This window comes from Streptomyces sp. JK94, assembly GCF_053613315.1.
On the sequence record NZ_JBSICH010000035.1, the window covers coordinates 32,970 to 54,674 of the forward strand.

The window sequence follows — 21,705 nt, forward strand, 5'->3', positions numbered from 1 at the left end:
GGACGCGCCGCGGCGCCTTCGCGCGCCGCGGTTCCCCGCCCGTCAGCTCGCGATCAGGTGGTCGAACTCGCCGTCCTTGACGCCCAGCAGCATGGCCTCGATCTCGGCGCGCGTGTAGACGAGCGCGGGGCCGTCGGGGAAACGCGAGTTGCGCACGGCCACGCCACCGTCGGGCAGCCGGGCGAACTCCACGCAGGAGCCCTGCGAATTGCTGTGGCGGCTCTTCTGCCAGGCCACGTCGTGCAGCTGCGTGGCGGCCATGCCGTTGTACACGCCGGACGCGTCGTCAACGTCGTACACGTCGTGGTCCACAGGTCGCTCCCCGGTGGTGCACTGGCTGATGTGGCCATTGATGTAGTGGTCAACTGATCCGGATCATAACCCTGTTCACGTGCTTGTGCATGAGCAAATGCACGTGCACGCGGGGTGTTCCCCCGGTTACAGCTCGACGGGTGCTCTACCGAAAGCCCTTACCCTCTTGGACGCCCGCCCGTGGGGAGCCGTTCCCGGGTAGGGCCACGCGTTCGTAGGACATGCAGCAGGATGCGACGGCAGACGGCCCCGGGGGCCGCTCGGCGGAGCGGCCCCCGGGGCGGGGCCGAGGTGAGGGGCGGCGCCGGTGCCAGACGAGGGTGGCGACGCCGTGCGCGTCGGCCTCGGCGGGCAGCAGGGCACAGGCCGGACGGTTGCGGCGTGCGGCGCCGGGTCAGCGCGTGGAGTACGGCATCAGCGCCATCTCCCGCGCGTTCTTGATCGCCCTGGTCAGCTGCCGCTGCTGCTGGGCCGTCACACGGGTGACGCGGCGGCTGCGGATCTTGCCGCGGTCGGAGACGAACTTCCGCAGCAGATCGGTGTCCTTGTAGTCGATGTACGTCACTCCTGCTTGGTCCAGCGGGTTGGGCCGCCGTCCGAGAGGCTTCCGGTCGCTCTTGCGGGGCACGGGGTCAGACCTCCAGGAGGTGGTCGAAGGCGGAGGGCAGCCGCTGCCAGGCGGCCCGCCCGGCGGCGTACTCGGCGTCGGTCAGCAGGCAGGACTCCAGAAGCCGTTCGAGGCCGTCGCGGTCGAGGCCGGGGGACGTGAAGACCAGGTGCTGGCAGCGGTCGCCGTGCTCGGGGTGCCAGTCCAGCGCGGCGGCCGCGCGGCGCACGGGCGGGACCAGGTCCCAGGCGGCGTCGGGGAGCGACGCGAGCCAGGGTCCCGCGCCCTCCACGCACAGCGCGCCGCCGGCGGCGTCCCAGTGCAGCAGGGTGTCCGCCCTGTCGGCGAGCCAGAACCGGCCCCGGCTGCGGGCGGCGGCACAGGTCAGGTCCTCCAGCGCCGCGTACAGCCGCTCCGGGTGGAAGGGGCGGCGCCGGCGCCAGACGAGGGTGGCGACGCCGTGCGCGTCGGCCTCGGCGGGCAGCAGGGCACAGGCCGGGTGCTGGGCGGCGGCCGCGGCCTCCACGTCGAAGCCGGCGAGCGCCTCCCGCGCCAGCGCCGAGGGCGTAGGGGGTGCAAAAGGCGTGGGGGGTGTGGAGGGGCCGGAGGCCTTGGGGGTCGTGGAGGTCGTCGTCGTGGAGACCGTGGGAGGCCCCGTGGGGGACGTGGGGGACGTGGGGGACTCCGGAGTCTCGGGGGAGGCCCCGGCCGGGGCGCCGTCGCCGATCGGCACCCGGCGGGCCGTCGGGTGCAACTGGGCCAGCAGCTCCCGGTCCTCGCCGTCCGCCTCCCGGGAGTCGGCGAGGGCCAGGACGGGGGCGTACTCCAGCTGCCGCGCGAAGGTGTCGGCGACCGTGCGCCGATCGGTGGCCGCGGCGGCGAGGCCGCCCTCGGCGAGGTCGTCGCCGTTGCCCAGATACGGCAGCACCAGGGCCGGGTCCACGGCGGTGATCACGCCGGTGACGGTGAAGCCGCCGGCCGTCACCACCTCCGCCATCGCCTTGGGCTCGACCGAGTCCCACAGCTCCACGACCACCAGCGGGGTGCCCCCGGCGTCCGCGAGCCGGGCCAGCTCGGGAACGAGGTCCTCGCGCAGGGCGCAGCAGGCGCAGTCGTTGACGAGGGGCGCCTCTCCGGCGAAGAGGACGCCGGTGGCGTCCCGCACGGTCCGCACGACCGTTCCCGCGGCGGCCGTCGCCAGGTCGTGGTGGAGGACGACGCTGCCGGGCACGTCGGCCAGCAGCCGCGCCACGGCCGCCCTGCGGGCGTCGGCGTGCAGGCCGCCGACGATCGCCACGGGCAGGGCCCGGCGGTCCGGCCCGCTCATGCCCCGTCCCGCTTTCCGTACCGCCGCTCGAAGCGCTCCACGCGGCCGGCGGTGTCCAGGACGCGGGCGGTGCCGGTGTAGAAGGGGTGGCTGACGTCCGAGATCTCGACGTCGACGACCGGGTAGGTGTGGCCGTCCTCCCACTCGACGGTGCGCTCGCCGGTCATGGTCGACCGGGTGAGGAAGGCGTAGCCGGCCGCCCGGTCGCGGAAGACGACCGGCCGGTACTCCGGGTGGATTCCCTTGCGCATGGCGGGGTCAGCGCTCCTCTCGGAAGTCGACGTGGCGGCCGGCGACCGGGTCGTACTTGCGCAGGGTCAGCCGGTCCGGGTCGTTGCGGCGGTTCTTGCGGGTGACGTAGGTGAAACCGGTCCCGGCGGTGGACCGGAGTCTGGTGACCGGGCGGAGTTCGTTGCGTGCCATGCTGATACTTTACTGAAAACGACTTCCATTACCAACAGGGCCGTCCGGTCCGAAGGAGAGGTACGTCACCCGTGTCCGCCCACTGCATGCTGACCGGCACCCGGCCGGGGTTCGGCAACCGCATCTCCCACTCCCACCGGCGGACCTCCCGCCGCTTCGACCCCAACATCCAGACCAAGCGCTACTGGCTGCCGAGCGAGAGCCGGCACGTACGGCTGCGGCTGAGCACGAAGGCGATCAGGACCGTCGACGCGATCGGCGTCGAGGCGGCCGTGGCGCGCGTCCGCGCACGGGGGGTGAAGGTCTGATGGCTAAGAAGAGCAAGATCGCGAAAAACGAGCAGCGGCAGGAGACCGTCGCCCGGTACGCCGCGCGGCGGGCCGAGCTGAAGGAGATCATCCGCCGGCCGTCCGCCACGGACGCCGAACGGCTGTCCGCCCAGCGGGAACTGCGCGGACAGCCCCGCGACGCCGGCCCCACGCGCGTACGCAACCGCGACCAGGTCGACGGGCGCCCGCGCGGGTACTTCCGCGTCTTCGGGCTGTCCCGGGTGAACCTGCGCGAGCAGGCGCACGCCGGGCATCTCCCGGGGGTGCGCAAGTCGTCCTGGTAGCTTGCGGCTGTCCGAGGCCGAACGGCCGTCCGGCTACAGCTTGGAGCTTCCGGTGACACTGGTGACTGCGGGAAGCACGGCGACCGCGACGCGTACGGCCGAACGCCCCTCGGGCGAGGCCGCGCCGGGCGTTCCGGACGGTCCGGGCGGTCCGGGCGGTCCGGGCGGTCCGGATGGGGCGGCCGGCACGCCGGGTCCGCGCGGGCCGGTGCGGCGGTCGCGGACCCGGCGGTCCGTGCGGGCCGCGGCCGTGGTCGTCGGCCTGATGGGCGCGCTGGCGCTGACCGCCTGCACCGACGGCGGCGGCTCCGACGGCGGCGGTTCGGGCAGCGGCGGTTCGGGAGGCAGCGGTTCGGGAGGCAGCGGTTCGGGGGGCGGTGACACGTCCTCGGCCGCGCCCCGCGAGTCCGCGAGCGCGGACCCGGGCGGCACCGGCGGATCACCGGCCGCCGCCGGTGAACTGGAAGGCAGCTGGCTGGCCACCACCGGCGGTCGGGCGGTCGCGCTGATGGTCAACGGCGACAAGGCCGCCCTCTTCGCCACCGGCGGGACCGTGTGCAGCGGCACCACCGGCGAGGACGCCGGCACCCGGACGATCCGTCTCAAGTGCACCTCCGGCGGCGACGACCGGACGACCGGCACGGTCGAGTCGGTCGACGGCACCTCGCTCAAGGTGACCTGGCAGGGCGGCGTCGGCGAGGAGACGTACACCAGGTCGGAGGGCGGATCGCTGCCGCCCGGTCTGCCGACGGCCGGTCTCGGCTCCTGAACCGCGCCGCGGGGGAGGAACGTACCCCGTGCGCACCACCGGGCCCGCGGGGCAGCCGGGCCCGCGGGGCAGCCGGGCCCGCCGGGACAGCTGAGGCAACCGGGCCCGCCGGGACAGCCGGGCCCGCCGGGACAGCTGAGGCAACCGAGGCAACCGAGGCAACCGAGACAACCGAACCCGCCGAGCCCGCCGGGCCTCCGAAGACCACCGGGCCTTCCACCGGCACCGCCGGCCTCGCCGTGTGCCCGGTGGGGTTCGCCCTGCCGGACGACGCCGCCACCTCACCGTTCCCCGTGGCCGTCGTACGGCACCCGGCGGCGAAGGACGCCGGGCCTGCCGCCACGGCGGGGGCCTCCCGAGCGCCGACGGCTGACCGGGGCGCACCTCCTCCCACGGGGAGCGACTGCCCTGTCGTACGTCGTACGCGAGAGGCGATCCGGACGCCCGACGACGCCTACGACAGCGGACGCCGGTGTTCGACCCGGGCGTGGTCGGCCGCGCGGGTGCCCTCCGTCCAGCCCGCCGCGTCGGCGGCACCGCGCAAGCGGGTCGTGGTCGTCTCCGGGAACATGCGTTCACGGTGGTCGGCGACCGCGACCTCGCGGGAGGCGAGGACCGGGAGGAGGTCCACGCCGGCCGCCGTACCCGTCTCGGCGGCGACCGCTTCGGCCGCGGCCCTCAACCGGGCGCCCGCGCGGTGGGCGTACGCGGCGAGGAAGGACTGCCGGAAGATCTTGGTCCGCTTGCGTCCGCCCGCACGCTGGGCGGCTTCGGCCTTCGCCATCGCGGCCTCGGCCTGCACCAGCAGCGAGGTGTACAGCAGCTCGACCACCTCCAGGTCGGCCTCGAAGCCGACGACGGTGGAGAAGCCCAGGGGTTCGTTCCACACGGCCCGGCAGTGGTTCGCGTCGGCCACCGCGTCCAGGAGCACCGCCTTGGCCTGCTCGTACGGCGGCTCCACCCCGATCCGGCAGGCGCCCGGCGCGTCGGGCGACGGCGCGTGGGCGGACAGCAGCGCCTCGTCGATGCTGTGCCGGGCCATCAGCTCCTGCGCCTTGGCACTGAGCGCCTCCGCCTCCTGCGGGTACCCGGTCGCCTCCGCCTTGGCGAGCAGCGCGCGGATGCGGGCGAGGGCACGGGACTCCGGCCGGGGCTCGGTGCGGGCCGTCTCCCCCGGCGCCCCCGCCTCCAGGGGCTCCAGCACGGGCAGGCGCAGCAGCAGTCGGTACAGCTCCAGTACGGCGGTGGCGTACGAGAAGCGGTCGGTGCGGGGCGGCGCCTGGTCCGGTACGCCGGCGAGCTGCGCCGCCCAGCGGGGGCCGCGTGGACGGTCGTGCGGTGCCTGGGCGCGGATCAGCGCGGCGACCAGCCGTACGTGGACCTCGTCCCGTTCCCGCCGCACGATCCGTACGAGGTCGGCCGGCTGCCAGCCGCGCCGCCAGGCCGTGGCCACGAACTCCTCGCCGCGGCGGCCCAGCTCCGCGTCCGCCCCGGGGTCGGCCGCGAGCAGCGAGGCGGCGGTGTCGAGGGCGTCGTCGGCGGCGTCGTACAGGGCGGTCTCGAAGGCACGGTCGACGGTGCTGGGCGTACTCACCCGGCGATGGTGCCACGCCCCCGGGTCCGGCCCACTCCGTGGGATGCGGCGGAGACCGCGCCACCCCGCGTCGGGGACGGCCGCGCATGGTGCGCCGTCCGGACGGCCGCAGGCTCCCCACGGAGCGGAAAAGCGTCTGTCAACCGACGGTTGACACCCCCAGGTGCGCAACCTACGGTTGACACATGGCGACGAACTCGAGCATCACGTCCTCCGTACGTCTCGACGAACTCATCACCGCGATCAAGAAGGCGCACGCGGAGCCTCTGGAGCAGCTCCAGGACGCCGTGATCGCCGGCGACCACCTCGGCGAGGTGGCCGACCACCTCATCGGCCACTTCGTGGACCAGGCCCGGCGCTCGGGCGCTTCCTGGACGGACATCGGCAGGAGCATGGGCGTGACCCGGCAGGCGGCGCAGAAGCGCTTCGTCCCGAAGGAGTCCGCCGACCTGGACGCGAGCCAGGGCTTCAGCCGCTACACGGTCCGCGCGCGCAACGTGGTGATGGCGGCCCACCACGCGGCCAAGACCGCCGGGGCCACCGAGGGCCTGCCCGAGCACCTCGTCCTCGGCCTGATCACCGAACGCGAGAGCCTGTCCGCCAAGGCCATCGCCGCGCAGGGCGTGACCCTCGACGCGGTCCGCACGGCTGCGTCCGCGGCGCTCCCGCCCGCCGCCGCGCAGGCTCCGGACCTGGTGCCCTACGGTCCCGCGGCCAAGAAGGTCCTCGAACTCACCTTCCGCGAGGCCCTCCGTCTCGGCCACAACTACATCGGCACCGAGCACCTCCTGCTCGCCCTGCTGGAGCACGAGCACGGCGAGGGCGTACTCAGCGGTCTCGGCCTCGGCAAGGAGGCCACCGAGCGTTACGTCACCGAGGCGCTGGCGGAGTTCCTGGCGGCGACCGAGGAGAAGGAGCCCGGGGAGGGACAGGGCTGAGGACCCGTCCACGAGCTGAGGACCCGTCCATGACACGAACGGGGCCGCCGTCCGGCACCACGGCACGGGCGAGGGCGGGGGCACGGGCGAGGGCGGGGGCAGAGGCAGAGGCAGAGGCAGAGGCAGGGCGGACGCTCCGGATACGGCACGGGCCAGGGCCGGCACCCGGCGTGGGGATACGTGGGGCAGGGCGGACGCCCCGGCCGTCGCAGCGGAGGCCGTTGTCAGTCCCTGCTGCGACACTCGCGACATGGCCGACCGGTGGGCGCTCGCCGTGGCCGAGGACGGTGGCGTGGAGGTCGCCCCCCTCGGTCCCGACGGCCTGCCCGCCGGACCGGTGCTGCGCGAGCCCGGCCCGGCACAGGCCGTACGGGCCCGGCCGGAGACCGCACGCTGGGTGTGGCGGTCCACCGCCGAGGTCTACCCGCACCTCCTCGCCGCGGGAGTGCGAGCAGAGCGGTGCTACGACATGGAGGCCGCCGAGAACCTCCTGCTCGGTCACGAGGGGCGGTACGGGGAGCCACGCTCGGCCGCGGCGGCCCTCGCCCGGTTGCGCGGCGGCCCCGTACCGTCCGATCCGCCGCAGCGGTCCGCCGCACCGGGCGCGCAGTCCCCGCTCTTCGAACCGCGGGGCGTCCACCTGCCCCTCGCCGACCTGCTGTCCGTCTACGCCGAGCAGCAGCGACGCCACGAGCGGTCCGCGCACCCCGACCGGCTGCGGCTGCTGACGGCGGCCGAGTCGGCGGGGACGCTGGTGGCCGCCGAGATGAACCGCGCCGGGCTGCCCTGGCGGGCCGACGTGCACCGCGAGGTACTGCACGACCTGCTCGGCGAGCGGTACGCGGGCGGGGGCGAGCCGCGCCGCCTGGCCGAGCTGGCCGACGAGGTGTCCGTGGCGTTCGGCCGCCGGGTGCGGCCCGACCTGCCCGCGGACGTGGTCAAGGCGTTCGCGCAGGCCGGCATCAAGGTCGGCTCCACCCGCCGGTGGGAGATCGAGTCGGTCGACCACCCGGCCGTGCAGCCGCTGATCGAGTACAAGAGGCTCTACCGCATCTGGGTCGCCCACGGCTGGTCCTGGCTGCAGGACTGGGTGCGCGACGGGCGGTTCCGCCCCGAGTTCCTGGCCGCCGGCACCGTCACCGGACGCTGGGTGACCAACGGCGGGGGCGGTCTGCAGATCCCCAAGGTGATCCGGCGGGCCGTCGTCGCCGACCCGGGCTGGCGGCTCGTCGTCGCCGACGCCGACCAGATGGAACCGCGCGTCCTGGCGGCGATCTCCCGGGACCCCGGGCTGATGGAGGTGGCCGGCCGCGAGACCGACCTCTACCAGTCGGTGTCCGACCGCGCCTTCTCCGGCGACCGCGACCAGGCCAAACTCGCCGTACTCGGCGCGGTCTACGGCCAGACCTCCGGCGACGGCCTGAGGAACCTCGCCGCGCTCAGACGCCGCTTCCCCCGCGCGGTGGCGTACGTCGACGACGCGGCCCGCGCGGGAGAGGAGGGACGCCTGGTGCGGACCTGGCTGGGGCGCACCTGTCCGCCGGCGGCCGGAGCGGCCGACGGTGCCGAGGAGGCGGGCATGCCGCAGGACGGCCCTTCCGACGTGCCGGGCCCCTCGCAGGAGTGGGTGCCCGGCTACGCCTCCACGGACGCCCGCGCGCGGGGCCGCTTCGCCCGCAACTTCGTCGTACAGGGCAGCGCCGCCGACTGGGCCCTGCTGCTGCTCGCCGCGCTGCGGCAGGCCTGCGCGGACAAGGCGGCGGAGCTGGTCTTCTTCCAGCACGACGAAGTGATCGTGCACTGCCCCCGGGAGGAGACCGACGCCGTCGTCGCGGCGATCCGGGACGCGGCGGAGCTGGCGGGCCGCCTGACGTTCGGCCGGACACCGGTGCGGTTCCCGTTCACCACGGCGGTCGTGGAGTGCTACGCGGACGCGAAGTGATCGGGGGCGCTCCGGGACCGGGGCGCCGCACTCGGGCCGCCAGCGGAGGGCCGGGCGGGGCGCCGTCGGAGCGCCGGGCGGGGCGCCATCGGAGCGCCGGGCGCCCCGCGGAGACGCGAGCGGGCCGCGCGGCAGAGCAAGCGGGTCGGTGTCACGGAGGACGCGAGAGCGCAGCGGACGGGGAGGGCGCACAGGATGCAGAGGCGCCCGATGAACCGCCACCGGGTGGCGGAGCAAGCGGAACGGCGGAGCACGCGAGACAGCAGCGCACGCGAAACGGCGGAGCACGCGGAACGGCGGCGGAGCCCGCGGGACTTCGGTCTCCGCGCGACCGCTCAGACTACGGGCGGGCGCCCCAGTCGCGTGAGCCGCACCACGGTGCGCCAGCGCATCGGCCGCCGCTCCCCCGCCGGACTGCGCAGCCCCTCCGCGAAACCGCCGAACCACGCCCGCAGCCCGCCGAGCGACCGGTTCCGCGCCAGCGTGAGCAGCATCCACACCCCGAGGTGGACGGGGATGAGCGGCAGCGGCAGCCGGCGCCGGGTGAGCCACACCCGGTTGCGGGCGTTGACCCGGAAGTAGATGGCGTGCCGCGCGGGCGAGGTCCTCGGGTGCTGGAGCAGCAGTTCGGGGGCGTACAGGATCCGCCACCCGGCGTCGGCCGCCCGCCAGGCCAGGTCGGTCTCCTCATGCGCGAAGAAGAACTCGGCGGGCCAGTCGCCGATCTCGTCGAGCATCGCCGACCGCAGCGCGTGACCGCCGCCGAGGAAGCCGGTGACGTACCCGCCCCGCATGGGGTCGGAGGCGCCGACCCGGGGGACGTGCCGCTGCTGTGTCTCGCCGTTCTCGTCGGCGATCCGGAAGCCGACGATGCCGAGCCGGTCGTCGGCGGCGAACAACTCCCCCACTCGGCGCAGTACATCGGCGTCGACGAGCAGTCCGTCGTCGTCCAGTTCCACGACCACGTCGGTGTCGCCGAACTCCCGCAACCGCGCGAGCGCCACGTTGCGTCCGCCGGGACAGCCGAGGTTCTCGTCCACCTCGATCGACGTGACCTCACCGGGCAGCGACAGCCGCGCGGCGAACTCGGGCAGCGGGCAGCCGTTGCCGACGACGACGATCCGCGCGGGCGGGACGTCCTGCTTGGCCACGGACTCCAGCAGGGCGTCGACCTCGGCGGGCCGGTTCCCCATGGTCACCACGGCGACGGCGATCCTCGGTGCACCCGTGACCTCGCCCATGCCCTCACCTCGTCCCTGCCGGCAGCGTGTGCGCGATGCTAGCCGTTCACGACACGGATTCACGGCGTACGGCCACCGGCGGCCCAGCGGTTCGCCGTACTGGCCGTGTCCGCTGCCACCCCGCCCGCCCGCACGCCACCGCCCAGGACCGCCGGCCGGCGCCCGGCCACGGGCACGGGCGCGCCGTGGATGCCGCCCCCTCCGACGGGTAGGAGAAATGATCCGACGGGACGGACGACAGGGGGTGTTCGGATGGCTGGCGCAGCGGACGAGGGGCCTCACGGCAGCCACCGCTCCTGGACGGCCGTGCGTGTGGCCGGGATGTTGCTGTCAACGGCGGCGGTGGGGTTCGCCGTCGGTGCGCTGGCAGAGGACGGCAGACACCGGCTGTGGTCCGGGGCCATCGTCGCGGCGATCGGGTCGGTCCTCACGGCCGTCGTCCTCGCCGTGGTGTTGCGCCGGGAGGGCCGGCGGGCGCGGCGCTTCGGCCTGAACGCCGGTCAGCTCCTCCGCATCAGCCAGGACGTGCGTCGCGGAAGGCCCCCTGCCGACCCCGCCGTACGGCCGGCGGTCCTGGACGTCCTCGGGCGGCAGCGCCGGGCTCTGGACCTCCAGCGGCGCAGGGCGTACCGCTGGGTGCAGCGGGGACTGGTCACTCTGTGGTCCCTTGTGGCGGTCGCCCACGTCGCAGACGGCTCCTACGGTTTCGCCGCCGTGATGCTGCTCTGCGTCCTGTGCGCCCTCGCCGGCCCCTTCACGCTCCGCCGCCAGGAGCGCCGGCTCGATGCCGTGGAGCGGTCGCTCGGCCTCCCCGGCTCATGCGACGCCTGACCGTCCCGGACCGACGCCGGGCCCGGCGGTACCACCGCTCCGGCTCCAGCACACGCCGCAACGGCTGCCCCGCCCCGGACACCGCCGGCCGAGGGGGAGGTCGCCCGGGGTCTCGCGCCAGTGAGCCTTTTCCATCCTCACTCCGAGCTGGTCAGATGAACGGTGAGGACGGCTTGGACGAGGCTGGTGATCCGGGTGGTCGAGCACCGCAGTTTGCGGAGGAGCCGCCAGGACTTGAGGGTGGCGACGGGCGGACCGGTTGCCTGTCGGGAGAGGTCGGCGAGGGCGAGATCCCAACGATTACGGGACAGATGTGGGCAACGAGTGGCGGTGACTGCCGACGGCCATGTGCCCGGGCGGCGTCGTCGAAGCTCGTGGGTGAGCACGACCGGCAGATCTGATTCACCCTCGATGCGCCACAGATGGGGAACCCGGCGTCGGCGTAGAGCCCCGGCTTGTCCTGGCCCTCCCTGGTGCGGTAGGCCGTGATCACCGCCTGGATACGGGTCGTTGACCTTCCCGCACTGGAGGGCGAGTCGTCGACAACGATGGCCAACTGTCGACCCGCTCGTCGCCAAGGCCAGAAATGACAGTCCTCATCACCAGGTTTCGGCCACTACCTGCACCGCCGCTGCACGGCTGTCCACCGCTCGTCCACCGGAGCCCACTCACGTGAGCCCACACCAGCCGTCGGAGCACGTAAAAGCCAAGGTCAGACACTCCACCCTGAATCCTGTCACGGAAACGACACCTCCGACCTACGCATTACGATGCGCCGACTACGAGTGTCCGATTGGCCAGGATTCCAAGGTCAACGAGAACAAGAAACCCCAGGTCAGATGCCTGACCTGGGGTTCACCAATGGAGCCGCCTTCGGGATTCGAACCCGAGACCTACGCATTACGAGTGCGTTGCTCTGGCCATCTGAGCTAAGGCGGCGCGCTGTGCACCCATGGTGCGATCAGCAACGTCGGTAAGTCTACACAGTTTCCGGGGGTGCTTCGTACCCGCCCCGGAGGCCGGGCTCCGGGGCGGGTGGTGCAGGCTGCCGGGGCGGAAGCCGCGGGCCCTCGGGCCGGTCGCCGCGGTACCCCGGGCCGGCTGCGGCGGGCCCTCGGGCCGGTCTCGGCGGACCCGGGGGCCGGTCGCCGCGGCACCCGGGGGCGTTTACGAGCAGCGTTTGCCGTCCTGTGGTGGGGTGCCGCGCAGGAGGTAGGTGTTGATCGCGGAGTCGATGCAGGTGCTGCCGCGGCCGTAGGCGGTGTGGCCGTCGCCCTCGTAGGTGAGGAGGTGGCCGGAGGAGAGCTGGTCGGCCAGGGCCTCGGCCCAGCGGTACGGGGTGGCCGGGTCCCGGGTGGTGCCGACCACGACGATCGGGGTGGCGCCGGCGGCCTCGATGCGGTGCGGCTCGCCCGTGGGCTGCACGGGCCAGTACGCGCAGTTCAGGGAGGCCCAGGCGAGGCCCTCGCCGAAGACCGGGGACGCCTTCTCGAAGTCGGGCAGCGCCTCGCGCACCTCGTCCGGGGAGGAGAAGGCCGCGGGAAGGTCCAGGCAGTTCACGCTGGCGTTGGCGAACATCAGGTTGCCGTAGCTGCCGTCGGCCTCGCGCTCGTAGTAGCTGTCGGACAGGACCAGCAGGCCGGCGCCGTCGTTCTCCTCCATCGCCGAGGTGAGCGACTCGCGCAGCTGCTGCCAGGCGCCCTCGTCGTACATCGCCGCGATCACACCGGTGAGGGCCAGGGACTCGGTGAGCTTGCGGCCGTCGGCGTCCCCCGCGGGGACCGGCTCGGCGTCCACGTCGTCGAAGAAGGCCTTCAGGTTCTCGCCGACCCGGCCGGGCGAGGTGCCCTCGCCCCCCAGGGGGCAGTCCGGCTGCCGTACGCAGTCCTTCGCGAAGGACTGGAAGGCCGTCTCGAAGCCCGCCGTCTGCTCCAGGTTCAGGCGGCGTGCGGGCAGCGACGGGTCCATCGCGCCGTCCAGGACGAGGCGGCCCACCCGGTCCGGGAACAGGCCCGCGTACGTCGCCCCGAGGAACGTGCCGTACGAGGCACCGACGTAGGTCAGCTTCTCGTCGCCCAGCACCGCCCGCAGGACGTCCATGTCCCGGGCCGCCTCGACCGTCGAGACGTGGCGCAGCAGTTTCGGTGCGTCCGCTCCGCAGCCCTCGGCGAACTCCTTGTAGGCCTCGACCAGCTCGTCCGTCTCGCCCTGGTCGTCGGGGGTGACGTCCGTCTGCGTGTACGCGTCCATCTCACGGCCGTCGAGGCACTCGATGGGCTCACTGCGGGCCACGCCCCGCGGGTCGACCGCCACCATGTCGTACTGTGCGCGGACCTCCTTCGGGTAGCCGATGCCCGCGTACTGCTGGAGGTAGCCGATCGCCGAGCCGCCCGGTCCGCCCGGGTTCACCAGCAGTGAGCCGAGCCGCTCGCCGGGTCCGGTGGCCTTCTTGCGGGCCACCGCGAGCCGGACGTCCCCCTCGGCCGGCTTCGCGTAGTCGAGCGGGGCCTTCATGGTGGCGCACTGGAAGCCCGGGACCCCGCAGTCGCGCCAGGTCAGCTTCTGCTCGTAGTACGGCGACAGCGCGGAGGGCGTGGCCTGCGGCAGCGCGGCCAGCGTCGCCGCCTCCGTCGGTCCGGCAGCCTCCGCCGCCGGGGAACCGGCGGACGTCGACGCGCCCCCGGCCGAGCAGGCGGTGGCGAGCAACGCCGCGGTCAGGAGCGAGGCTCCGGTACGGATCCTGCCGGTGCGGGTCCTGCGGTGAGTGCGCCTTGTGTACATCCAGCGAGCGTAACTCTCCGCGATGGCGGCAATGCTCTGCGTGCCCGGCATGCCTCGTACGAGTTACGCCGTCAACCGCCGTCGTGGCTCCCGGCACCCGGATTCCGGCCCCGGGGTCCCGGCTCAGGGCTCCGGGCCCCGGCTCCCGGCGGGTCAGCCCGCTCTGAGGGCCATCGTCATCGCCTCCACCGCGAGCAGCGGCGGAACATTGCGGTCGAGTGCCTCACCGCAGGCGGCGATCGCCTCGATGCGGCGGAGCGTGGACTCGGGGGAGCTGCCGCCGGCGATGCGCTCCAGGGCCTCCTCGGCGTCGGCGTTGGCGATCGCGACGCGGGAGCCGAGCTGGAGCGCGAGCACGTCGCGGTAGAAGGCGGTGAGGTCGGACAGGGCGAGGTCGAGGGTGTTGCGCTGCGTGCGTGTCCGGCGCCGTTTCTGGTTGTCCTCCAGATCCTTCATCACACCCGCCGTGCCCCGCGGCAGCCGGCCGCCCTGGGCGGCGCCCAGGGCGGCCTTCAGCTCCTCGGTCTCCTTGGCGTCCGTGTCCTCGGCGAGCTGCTTGGCGTCCGCCGCCGCCGCGTCGACCAGCTCCTGGGCCGCCCTGAGCGCGCTGCCGACGTCCCCGACCCGCAGCGGCAGCTTCAGTACGGCGGCCCGGCGCTCGCGGGCCGCCGGGTCGGTGGCCAGGCGGCGGGCCCGGTCGACGTGGCCCTGCGTGGCACGGGCCGCCGCGGCGGCGACGTCCGGCTCGACGCCCTCGCGGCGCACGAGCATGTCGGCGACGGCCTCCACCGAGGGGGTGCGGAGGTTCAGGTGGCGGCAGCGGGAGCGGATGGTGGGCAGGACGTCCTCGACGGACGGGGCGCACAGCATCCACACGGTCCGCGGGGCGGGCTCCTCGACGGCTTTGAGGACCGCGTTGGCGGACTTCTCGTTCAGCCGCTCGGCGTCCTCGACCAGGATGATCTGCCAGCGGCCGGTGGCCGGCGAGGTGAACGACTTGCGGACCGTGTCCCGCATGTCCCCGACGCGGATCTCCGCGCCGACGGCGGTGACCGTGCTGACGTCCGCGTGCGTGCCGATGAGCGCCGTGTGGCATCCGTCGCAGAAGCCGCACCCGGGGACGCCGCCCAGGGCCCGGTCGGGGCTCACACACTGCAGAGCGGCGGCGAAGGCCCGCGCCGTCTGTGTCACTCCCGCGCCGGGCGGGCCGGTGAACAGCCAGGCGTGCGTCATGCTCGACGTCTCGGGGAGGGGGCCGGCGTCCGCGGCGGCGGTGACGACGGCGTCGGCGTCCCGGGCTGCCGCGGCGAGCTGCTCGCTCACCCTCTCCTGCCCGACGAGGTCGTCCCACACGGTCATGGGTCACGCCGTCCTTCCGTCGCACTCCGCCGCACTGCTCCGCGCCGCGCGCCGCACCCCGCGTCGCGCCTTCCATTGTGCGGGGCGGCACTGACAACGGGAGCCGGGCGCCCGGTGCCGAGCCGGGGTGGGCCGGCGGGTCGGGGTGCGCCACCCCGCGCGCCGTCCGCCGCAGCGTCCTTCCCCGGCGGGCCGCTCCGCCGGCGCGGGCGTCTCCGTCGCGGCCTTCGCCACCGCGGCCACCGCGGCCGCCCGGCTGCCGCCGCCCCGACCGCCCTCGTCCCGGCCGCCCTCGCTCCGGCCCCCTGTGCACCTGGCCGCGCGCCGCGGAGCGCCCGAGGCACCGACACTCCGGCCGGTCAGCGCCGGCCCCGCCCCTTGCCCCGGCGACCCTCGTCACCGTCGCGTCCGTCGCGCCCGTCGCTCCGGCCACCGTCGGCGCGGTCGCCTCCGTCGCGGTCGTGCGGTCCCAGCAGCTCGTCCGCCAACGTCGGCAGGTCGTCCAGCGGAGTCTCCTCGGCCCAGTCGGAGCGGCGTCTGCGGGGCGGAGCAGCCTGCTCGGGGTCGATCCGGGGCATCTCACGCGTGCGGTCCTGCGCCTCCTCGGGCCGCCCGGCACCGGCGGCCTGGCCTTCCTCCCGGAAGTAGCCCGGAGGAACCCGGTCGGCGGGGTCGCCTCCGCGTACGGGCGGCGGCACGGCCGTCTCCTCGGCAGCACGCGGCTCCACCGCGGGCAGCACCGCCGTCTCCTCGGCGGCACGCGACTCCACCGCCGGCGGCATCGCCGCCCCGTCCGCCGCTCCCGGCCTCACGGGCGGCAGCACCGCCGTCTCCTCGGCGGCACGCGGCTCCACCGCCGGCAGTACCGCCGTCTCGTCCGCCGCTCCCGGCCTCACGGGCGGCGCCGGGGGCACGGGCAGCTCGGTCGTCACCTCGGACTCGGAGACGCCGGAGGCCCCGCTGCCCTCGTCCTCCCTGCGGGCTTCCTCCCGCGGGTCGCGCACCGGCCGCAGTACCGCCGTGTCCTCCACCGGCCCGCCGGAGGCTTTCTCCGGGGCCACGGCCGGCGTCGCGACGGTCGCCGCGTCCGAGGGAGCCGGAGCGGCCGGCGCCGGCCGGGGCCCCGCCGCCGCGGGAGGTGCCGTCGGCTTCGGGCCCGCGGCGGCCGCGGCAGCCGCCTGCTCCGCGGCCCGGCGTGCCTCCTCGGCGCGCATCAGGGCCTCCTCGGCCTTGCGCTGCTTCTCCAGGCGCCGGGCCTCGGCCTCGGCCCGCAGCCGCTCCTCCTCCTCGGCCTGCTTGCGCCGCCGCTCCTCCTCGGCCCGGCGTCGCGCCTCCTCCTCGGCCCGCGCCTTCTCCTCTGCGAGGAGCCGTGCCCGTTCCTCCTCGGCCTTCCGGCGCGCTTCCTCGGCCCGCTGCCGGGCCTCCTCCGCCTGCCGCTCGGCCTCGCGCCGCTGCGCCTCCTCCAGCTCGCGCCGCTTGCGCTCCTCCTCCTCGGCGCGCAGCCGCTCCAGCTGCTCGAGGCGCTCGCGCTCCAGGCGCTCCTCCTCGGCCTTGCGCGCAGCCTCCTCCTCGGCCTTGCGGCGCGCTTCCTCCTCGGCCTTGCGGCGAGCCTCCTCCCGGGCCTTGATCTCGGCCTCGGACAGCGGCAGCACCCGGTCGAGCCGGTGGCGCACGGCGGTGGTGACGGCCTCGGGCTCCTGGCCCGCGTCCACGACGAGGTAGCGGCCGGGGTCGGCCGCGGCCAGGGTCAGGAAACCGGAGCGTACGCGCGCGTGGAACTCGGCGGGCTCCGACTCCAGCCGGTCCGGCGCCTCGGTGAACCGCTCGCGCGCGGCCTCCGGCGAGACGTCCAGCAGGACGGTCAGGTGCGGGACGAGCCCGTTGGTCGCCCAGCGGTTGATGCGGGCGATCTCGGTGGGGGACAGGTCGCGGCCGGCACCCTGGTAGGCCACCGAGGAGTCGATGTACCGGTCGGAGACGACCACGGCGCCGCGCTCCAGGGCGGGCCGGACCACGGTGTCGACGTGCTCCGCGCGGTCGGCGGCGTACAGCAGTGCCTCCGCGCGGTGGGACAGCCCGGCGCTCGACACGTCCAGCAGGATGGAGCGCAGGCGCTTGCCCACCGGCGTCGCCCCCGGCTCGCGCGTCAGCACGACCTCGTGCCCCTTGCCCCTGATCCACTCGGCGAGTGCCTCGGCCTGGGTGGACTTCCCGGCGCCGTCGCCGCCTTCCAGGGCGATGAAGAAGCCGCCCTTCGCGGGCGCGGGGACCGGGTCGTCGCCGCCGAGCAGCGCGTCCCGCAGGTCCTGCCGCAGCGGCACCCCGGAACGGTCGTCGACCTTGGCCAGTACCAGCGCGGCCACCGGCAGCAGCAGCGCCCCGGCCAGCATCAGCCAGAACGCGGCGCCGCCGTGCGCGAAGACGAACCTGCCGTTCTCCAGGCGGTGCGGCCCGATCGCCGCCGCCACCACGGGGGCGACGACCGCGCCGAGCGCCACGCAGACCCGGACGACCGCGTGCAGGTGCTCGGTCGTCCGCGCCCGGCGGTGGTCCTCGGTCTCCTGGTCGAGCAGCGCGTGCCCGGTGTTGGCGGCCACTCCCGCGCCGATGCCTGCCAGCGCCAGGAGCAGCAGCACGGTGGTGTCGTCGGGGACGAGGCCCGCGGCCAGCAGGGCGACGCCGACGAAGGCGATCGCCAGGGCCAGCAGGCGCCGGCGGGACAGGGAGGGCAGCAGGGCGGGCGCCGTACGGATGCCGACGACGACCCCGCCGGTCAGCGCGCCCACCATCAGCCCGTACAGCACGGGGCCGCCGCCCAGGTCCTTGGCGTGCAGCACCGCCACGGCGACCACGGCGGCCACCACGGCGGCGACCGCGGCGCAGGCGAGCACCAGCAGCGGGAGGACGCCGGTACGGCCCTTGTCGGCGCCCGTGCCGCTCCTCGGCCGGCGCAGGCCCTCCAGCGGCGAGCGCGCGCGGGGGGTGCGGACCGAGGGCAGCTCCAGGAACGTCAGGACAGACAGGGACGCGGCGAACAGTCCGGCCGCGACGTACGAACCGAGCGCCGCCTGGTGCTCGGCGAACCAGTCGACACCGGCGCCCAGCAGGTTGTTCAGCAGGCCCGCGACGACGAGCGCGGCGCCGGCCAGCGGGATCGCGACGAAGCCCGTACGCAGTGACAGGCGGCGCAGCGCGTCCATGTGGTCCGGCAGCGGTCGGACCGTCGCGCCCTCCGGGGGCGGCGCGGGCAGCAGCGCGGGGGCCGCGCTCTCCCGGCAGACCGTCCAGAAGCGCTCGGCGACGCCGGTGACGAAGACGGTCACCAGGAGAACGGCGAGCGCGTCGTCCGGCGTCCAGTCGATCCACAGCGGCGCGACGATCAGCAGCGCGGCCCGCAGCCCGTCCGCGCCGACCATGGTCCAGCGCCGGTCCAGCGGGCCGTCCGGCGAGGTGAGCGAGGACAGCGGCCCGAGCAGGACCGCGCCGAAGAGCAGCGTCGCCAGGACGCGTACGCCGAAAACGATCGCCACTGCGAACGCCACGCCCCGGTAACCACCGCCGAACGAGCCCGCGCCGATCGCGGCCTGGACGACGAGGAGGACCAGCACCAGGAGGGCGAGAATGTCGCCGACACCCCCCACGAGCTGTGCGCTCCACAAGCGCCTCAGCTGCGGCCGGCGCAGCAGGGCGCGGACGGCGCGCTCGCGGGAGTCCGCGACCAGGGCGTCGTCCGGGGCGGGGTGAGGGGCCGTTGGCTGCTCGGCTCGCGTCATGCGTTCAGCCTACTGGTCGCCGACGACAGTCCGGCGTGCCCGGCCGAACGCACGCACGCCCCGACACCGAAATGATGCCGGGGCGTTCGTTTCGCGAAGAGCGCGCGAGGCTCCGCGGGGTTCCTGAGCCGGGCTCAGGAACCGGACCGGGTTCAGAAACCGGACCGGGTTCAGGAACCGGACCGGGTTCAGGAACCGGACCGGGTTCAGGAACCGGACCGGGTTCAGTCCTCCGACGCCTTCGACGCGGTGGTCTTCCCGGCGACCGCCCGGGTGGCCGTCTTCTTCGCCGCGGTCTTCTTCGCGGCCGTCGTCTTCGCCGCCGCCGTCTTCTTGGTGGCCGCCGCCTTCTTGGCCGGAGCCTTCTTGGCCGGAGCCTTCTTGGCGGCCGTCTTCTTCGCCGTCTTCTTGGCGGGCCCCTTGGCGCGCTTCTCGGCGAGCAGCTCGTAGCCGCGCTCCGGCGTGATCTCCTCGACGCTGTCGCCGGAGCGCAGGGTCGCATTGGTCTCGCCGTCGGTGACGTACGGGCCGAAGCGGCCGTCCTTGACCACGACCGGCTTCTCGCTGACCGGGTCCGTGCCCAGCTCCTTGAGCGGCGGCTTGGCCGCCGCCCGGCCACGCTGCTTGGGCTGGGCGTAGATCGCCAGCGCCTCCTCCAGCGTGATCGTGAAGAGCTGCTCCTCGGACGTCAGGGACCGCGAGTCCGTGCCCTTCTTCAGGTACGGGCCGTAGCGGCCGTTCTGCGCGGTGATCTCGACGCCCTCGGCGTCGGCGCCGACGACACGCGGCAGCGACATCAGCTTCAGGGCGTCGTCCAGGGTGACCGTGTCCAGCGCCATCGTCTTGAACAGCGAGGCCGTACGCGGCTTCACGGCGTTCTTGCCGGTCTTCGGGGTGCCCTCGGGGAGCACCTCGGTGACGTAGGGACCGTAGCGGCCGTCCTTGGCGACGATGGTGTGGCCGGTGGCCGGGTCGGTGCCCAGTTCGAAGTCGCCGCTCGGCTTGGCGAGCAGTTCCTCCGCCAGCTCGACGGACAGCTCGTCCGGTGCCAGGTCCTCGGGCACGTCGGCGCGCTGGTGGTTCTCGGCGTCCTTCTCACCGCGCTCGACGTACGGGCCGTAGCGTCCGACGCGCAGCACGATGTCGTTGCCGACGGGGAAGGAGGACACCTCGCGCGCGTCGATCGCGCCGAGGTCGGTCACCAGCTCCTTGAGGCCGCCGAGGTGGTCCCCGTCGCCGTTGCCGGCGTCGGCCGCTCCGCCGCTGCCGGCGCCCTCGCCGAAGTAGAAGCGGCGCAGCCACGGCACCGCCTGGGCCTCGCCGCGCGCGATGGCGTCGAGGTCGTCCTCCATCTTGGCGGTGAAGTCGTAGTCGACGAGCCGCCCGAAGTGCTTCTCCAGGAGGTTGACCACGGCGAAGGACAGGAAGGACGGGACGAGGGCCGTGCCCTTCTTGAAGACGTAGCCGCGGTCCAGGATCGTGCCGATGATCGACGCGTAGGTCGACGGGCGGCCGATCTCGCGCTCCTCCAGCTCCTTGACCAGCGACGCCTCGGTGTAGCGGGCCGGGGGCTTGGTGGCGTGGCCGTCGACCGTGATCTGCTCGGCCGTGAGGGCGTCGCCCTCGCTGACCTGCGGCAGGCGGCGCTCCCGGTCGTCCAGCTCGGCGTTCGGGTCGTCGGCACCCTCGACGTACGCCTTCAGGAAGCCGTGGAAGGTGATCGTCTTGCCGGACGCGCTGAACTCCACGTCCCGGCCGTCGGAGGCGGCGCCACCGATCTTCACGGTGACGCTGTTGCCGGTCGCGTCCTTCATCTGGGAGGCGACGGTCCGCTTCCAGATCAGCTCGTAGAGCCTGAACTGGTCGCCGCCGAGGCCGGTCTCGGCGGGCGTGCGGAAGCGGTCGCCCGAGGGGCGGATCGCCTCGTGCGCCTCCTGCGCGTTCTTGACCTTGCCGGCGTACGTCCGCGGCTGGGCGGGGAGGTAGTCGGCGCCGTACAGCTGCGTGACCTGGGCGCGTGCGGCGGTGACCGCCGTGTCGCTCAGGGTCGTCGAGTCCGTACGCATGTAGGTGATGTAGCCGTTCTCGTACAGCTTCTGGGCGATCTGCATGGTCGCCTTGGCGCCGAAGCCGAGCTTGCGCGAGGCCTCCTGCTGGAGCGTCGTCGTGCGGAACGGGGCGTACGGCGAGCGGCGGTACGGCTTGGACTCGACGGAGCGGACCGCGAACCGGGTGTTCTCCAGGGCGGCGGCGAGCGCGCGGGCGTTCGCCTCGTCGAGGTGGAGGGTGTTCGCGCTCTTGATCTGCCCCAGGGAGTCGAAGTCGCGCCCCTGTGCGACGCGCCTGCCGTCGACGGTCTGCAGACGGGCGACGAGCGACGACGGGTCCGACAGGTCCCCCGCCCGGCCGGTCGCGAAGGTGCCCGTCAGGTCCCAGTACTCGGCGGAGCGGAACGCCCTGCGCTCGCGTTCCCGCTCGACCACGAGCCGGGTGGCGACGGACTGGACCCGGCCGGCCGACAGGCGCGGCATGACCTTCTTCCACAGGACCGGCGAGACCTCGTAGCCGTAGAGGCGGTCGAGGATGCGGCGGGTCTCCTGGGCGTCGACGAGCTTCTGGTTGAGCTGGCGCGGGTTGGCGACCGCGGCCCGGATCGCGTCCTTGGTGATCTCGTGGAAGACCATGCGCTTGACGGGGATCTTCGGCTTGAGGACTTCCTGGAGGTGCCACGCGATGGCCTCGCCCTCGCGGTCCTCATCGGTGGCGAGGAAGAGCTCGTCGGAGTCCTTCAGCAGGTCCTTGAGCTTCTTGACCTGTGCCTTCTTGTCAGCGTTGACCACATAGATCGGCTGGAAGTCGTGTTCGACGTCCACACCGAGGCGGCGGACCTCGCCGGTGTACTTCTCGGGCACCTCCGCGGCGCCGCTGGGAAGGTCGCGGATGTGCCCGACGCTCGCCTCGACGACGTAGCCAGGGCCGAGATAGCCCTTGATCGTCTTCGCCTTGGCAGGCGACTCGACGATGACGAGTCGGCGGCCGCCGTTCGCGGTCTCGCTGGTCGGGGACAACTTCGCTCTTCTCTCCGGTCGACGCTGGGGCCTCCCCAGGCAGTGCTCCCGGGGTCGGGTCGTGCTGCGTTTCGGTCGTGACGCTGCGGAGTGTGACGGTACCTCCCGCCCCCGTGTCAAACGGGAA

The 21,705-nt window shown here is 74.1% G+C and carries 17 protein-coding genes, 1 tRNA gene and 1 pseudogene; 6 read left to right on the forward strand and 13 right to left on the reverse strand.

The window, feature by feature from the left end; all coding sequences use genetic code 11:
* Positions 1-42: 42 nt before the first annotated feature.
* The 5 genes from ACVV2G_RS26875 to rpmG all read right to left on the reverse strand — a co-directional run bounded on the left by ACVV2G_RS26875 (position 43) and on the right by rpmG (position 2,669).
* Complete coding sequence (locus ACVV2G_RS26875) at positions 43-312, reverse strand: DUF397 domain-containing protein (protein WP_077799099.1); 270 nt, start codon at positions 310-312, stop codon at positions 43-45.
* 394 nt (positions 313-706) lie between these two features.
* Positions 707-940: a 30S ribosomal protein S18 gene (gene rpsR / locus ACVV2G_RS26880; protein WP_453845345.1), complete on the reverse strand. Its 234-nt coding sequence runs from the start codon at positions 938-940 to the stop codon at positions 707-709.
* A 4-nt stretch (positions 941-944) separates the two neighbouring features.
* Positions 945-2,246, reverse strand: a complete 1,302-nt coding sequence (locus ACVV2G_RS26885; protein WP_453845346.1) for a CobW family GTP-binding protein — start codon at positions 2,244-2,246, stop codon at positions 945-947.
* Positions 2,243-2,497, reverse strand: coding sequence for a type B 50S ribosomal protein L31 (locus tag ACVV2G_RS26890; RefSeq protein WP_453845347.1), 255 nt, complete (start codon positions 2,495-2,497; stop codon positions 2,243-2,245). The genes ACVV2G_RS26885 and ACVV2G_RS26890 overlap by 4 nt, the downstream gene beginning before the upstream one ends.
* A 7-nt stretch (positions 2,498-2,504) precedes the next feature.
* Entirely contained in the window at positions 2,505-2,669 is a 165-nt protein-coding gene (gene rpmG, locus ACVV2G_RS26895; protein WP_453845348.1) for a 50S ribosomal protein L33, read from the reverse strand.
* A 71-nt stretch (positions 2,670-2,740) separates the two neighbouring features.
* On the opposite strand from rpmG, the gene rpmB reads away from it, so the two are divergent.
* From rpmB to ACVV2G_RS26910, 3 genes are all read left to right on the forward strand, one after another.
* Positions 2,741-2,977, forward strand: coding sequence for a 50S ribosomal protein L28 (gene rpmB / locus ACVV2G_RS26900; protein ID WP_453845349.1), 237 nt, complete (start codon positions 2,741-2,743; stop codon positions 2,975-2,977).
* Complete coding sequence (gene rpsN, locus ACVV2G_RS26905; RefSeq protein ID WP_453845350.1) at positions 2,977-3,282, forward strand: 30S ribosomal protein S14; 306 nt, start codon at positions 2,977-2,979, stop codon at positions 3,280-3,282. Before rpmB ends, rpsN begins: the two co-directional genes overlap by 1 nt.
* 235 nt (positions 3,283-3,517) lie before the next feature.
* The gene (locus ACVV2G_RS26910; RefSeq protein ID WP_453845351.1) at positions 3,518-4,051 is read left to right on the forward strand and encodes a hypothetical protein; all 534 of its coding nucleotides are present in this window, start codon (positions 3,518-3,520) and stop codon (positions 4,049-4,051) included.
* A gap of 454 nt (positions 4,052-4,505) precedes the next feature.
* On the opposite strand, the gene ACVV2G_RS26915 is transcribed toward ACVV2G_RS26910, so the two are convergent.
* On the reverse strand, positions 4,506-5,645 hold the full coding sequence (locus ACVV2G_RS26915) for a DUF2786 domain-containing protein (RefSeq protein ID WP_453845352.1): 1,140 nt from the start codon (positions 5,643-5,645) through the stop codon (positions 4,506-4,508).
* Positions 5,646-5,830: 185 nt separating this feature from the next.
* On the opposite strand from ACVV2G_RS26915, the gene ACVV2G_RS26920 reads away from it, so the two are divergent.
* Entirely contained in the window at positions 5,831-6,583 is a 753-nt protein-coding gene (locus ACVV2G_RS26920; protein WP_453845353.1) for a Clp protease N-terminal domain-containing protein, read from the forward strand.
* A 250-nt stretch (positions 6,584-6,833) separates the two neighbouring features.
* Positions 6,834-8,525: a bifunctional 3'-5' exonuclease/DNA polymerase gene (locus tag ACVV2G_RS26925; RefSeq protein ID WP_453845354.1), complete on the forward strand. Its 1,692-nt coding sequence runs from the start codon at positions 6,834-6,836 to the stop codon at positions 8,523-8,525.
* Between the two features lie 335 nt (positions 8,526-8,860).
* Here the strand turns inward: ACVV2G_RS26925 and ACVV2G_RS26930 are convergent, their stop codons facing one another.
* Positions 8,861-9,766, reverse strand: a complete 906-nt coding sequence (locus ACVV2G_RS26930) for a glycosyltransferase family 2 protein (RefSeq protein ID WP_453845355.1) — start codon at positions 9,764-9,766, stop codon at positions 8,861-8,863.
* 252 nt (positions 9,767-10,018) lie between these two features.
* Between ACVV2G_RS26930 and ACVV2G_RS26935 the strand changes: the two genes are divergently transcribed.
* On the forward strand, positions 10,019-10,597 hold the full coding sequence (locus ACVV2G_RS26935) for a hypothetical protein (protein ID WP_453845356.1): 579 nt from the start codon (positions 10,019-10,021) through the stop codon (positions 10,595-10,597).
* A 137-nt stretch (positions 10,598-10,734) separates the two neighbouring features.
* Here ACVV2G_RS26935 and ACVV2G_RS26940 read toward each other — a convergent pair.
* From ACVV2G_RS26940 to topA, 6 genes and pseudogenes are all read right to left on the reverse strand, one after another.
* A pseudogene (locus ACVV2G_RS26940) lies at positions 10,735-10,845 on the reverse strand (IS5/IS1182 family transposase); the annotation flags it as partial.
* Between the two features lie 614 nt (positions 10,846-11,459).
* Positions 11,460-11,536, reverse strand: a tRNA-Thr gene (locus ACVV2G_RS26945).
* Between the two features lie 228 nt (positions 11,537-11,764).
* Positions 11,765-13,378, reverse strand: coding sequence for an alpha/beta hydrolase (locus ACVV2G_RS26950; RefSeq protein ID WP_453845357.1), 1,614 nt, complete (start codon positions 13,376-13,378; stop codon positions 11,765-11,767).
* A gap of 153 nt (positions 13,379-13,531) precedes the next feature.
* Complete coding sequence (locus ACVV2G_RS26955) at positions 13,532-14,737, reverse strand: DNA polymerase III subunit delta' (protein WP_453845358.1); 1,206 nt, start codon at positions 14,735-14,737, stop codon at positions 13,532-13,534.
* 359 nt (positions 14,738-15,096) lie between these two features.
* Positions 15,097-18,510 carry a dTMP kinase gene (tmk, locus tag ACVV2G_RS26960; protein ID WP_453845359.1) on the reverse strand — a complete coding sequence of 1,138 codons (3,414 nt, stop codon included), beginning with the start codon at positions 18,508-18,510 and terminating at the stop codon, positions 15,097-15,099.
* Between the two features lie 224 nt (positions 18,511-18,734).
* Positions 18,735-21,578: a type I DNA topoisomerase gene (topA, locus tag ACVV2G_RS26965; protein ID WP_453845360.1), complete on the reverse strand. Its 2,844-nt coding sequence runs from the start codon at positions 21,576-21,578 to the stop codon at positions 18,735-18,737.
* Positions 21,579-21,705 lie beyond the last annotated feature (127 nt).

Bases quoted from the DNA above. Each gene is read 5' to 3' on its own strand.
- ACVV2G_RS26885 (WP_453845346.1), bottom strand. From the start codon at position 2,246: ATGAGCGGGCCGGACCGCCGGGCCCTGCCCGTGGCGATCGTCGGCGGC.
- ACVV2G_RS26890 (WP_453845347.1), bottom strand. From the start codon at position 2,497: ATGCGCAAGGGAATCCACCCGGAGTACCGGCCGGTCGTCTTCCGCGAC.
- rpmG (WP_453845348.1), bottom strand. From the start codon at position 2,669: ATGGCACGCAACGAACTCCGCCCGGTCACCAGACTCCGGTCCACCGCC.
- rpsN (WP_453845350.1), top strand. From the start codon at position 2,977: ATGGCTAAGAAGAGCAAGATCGCGAAAAACGAGCAGCGGCAGGAGACC.
- ACVV2G_RS26920 (WP_453845353.1), top strand. From the start codon at position 5,831: ATGGCGACGAACTCGAGCATCACGTCCTCCGTACGTCTCGACGAACTC.
- ACVV2G_RS26925 (WP_453845354.1), top strand. From the start codon at position 6,834: ATGGCCGACCGGTGGGCGCTCGCCGTGGCCGAGGACGGTGGCGTGGAG.
- ACVV2G_RS26930 (WP_453845355.1), bottom strand. From the start codon at position 9,766: ATGGGCGAGGTCACGGGTGCACCGAGGATCGCCGTCGCCGTGGTGACC.
- ACVV2G_RS26935 (WP_453845356.1), top strand. From the start codon at position 10,019: ATGGCTGGCGCAGCGGACGAGGGGCCTCACGGCAGCCACCGCTCCTGG.
- ACVV2G_RS26950 (WP_453845357.1), bottom strand. From the start codon at position 13,378: ATGTACACAAGGCGCACTCACCGCAGGACCCGCACCGGCAGGATCCGT.
- ACVV2G_RS26955 (WP_453845358.1), bottom strand. From the start codon at position 14,737: ATGACCGTGTGGGACGACCTCGTCGGGCAGGAGAGGGTGAGCGAGCAG.
- tmk (WP_453845359.1), bottom strand. From the start codon at position 18,510: ATGACGCGAGCCGAGCAGCCAACGGCCCCTCACCCCGCCCCGGACGAC.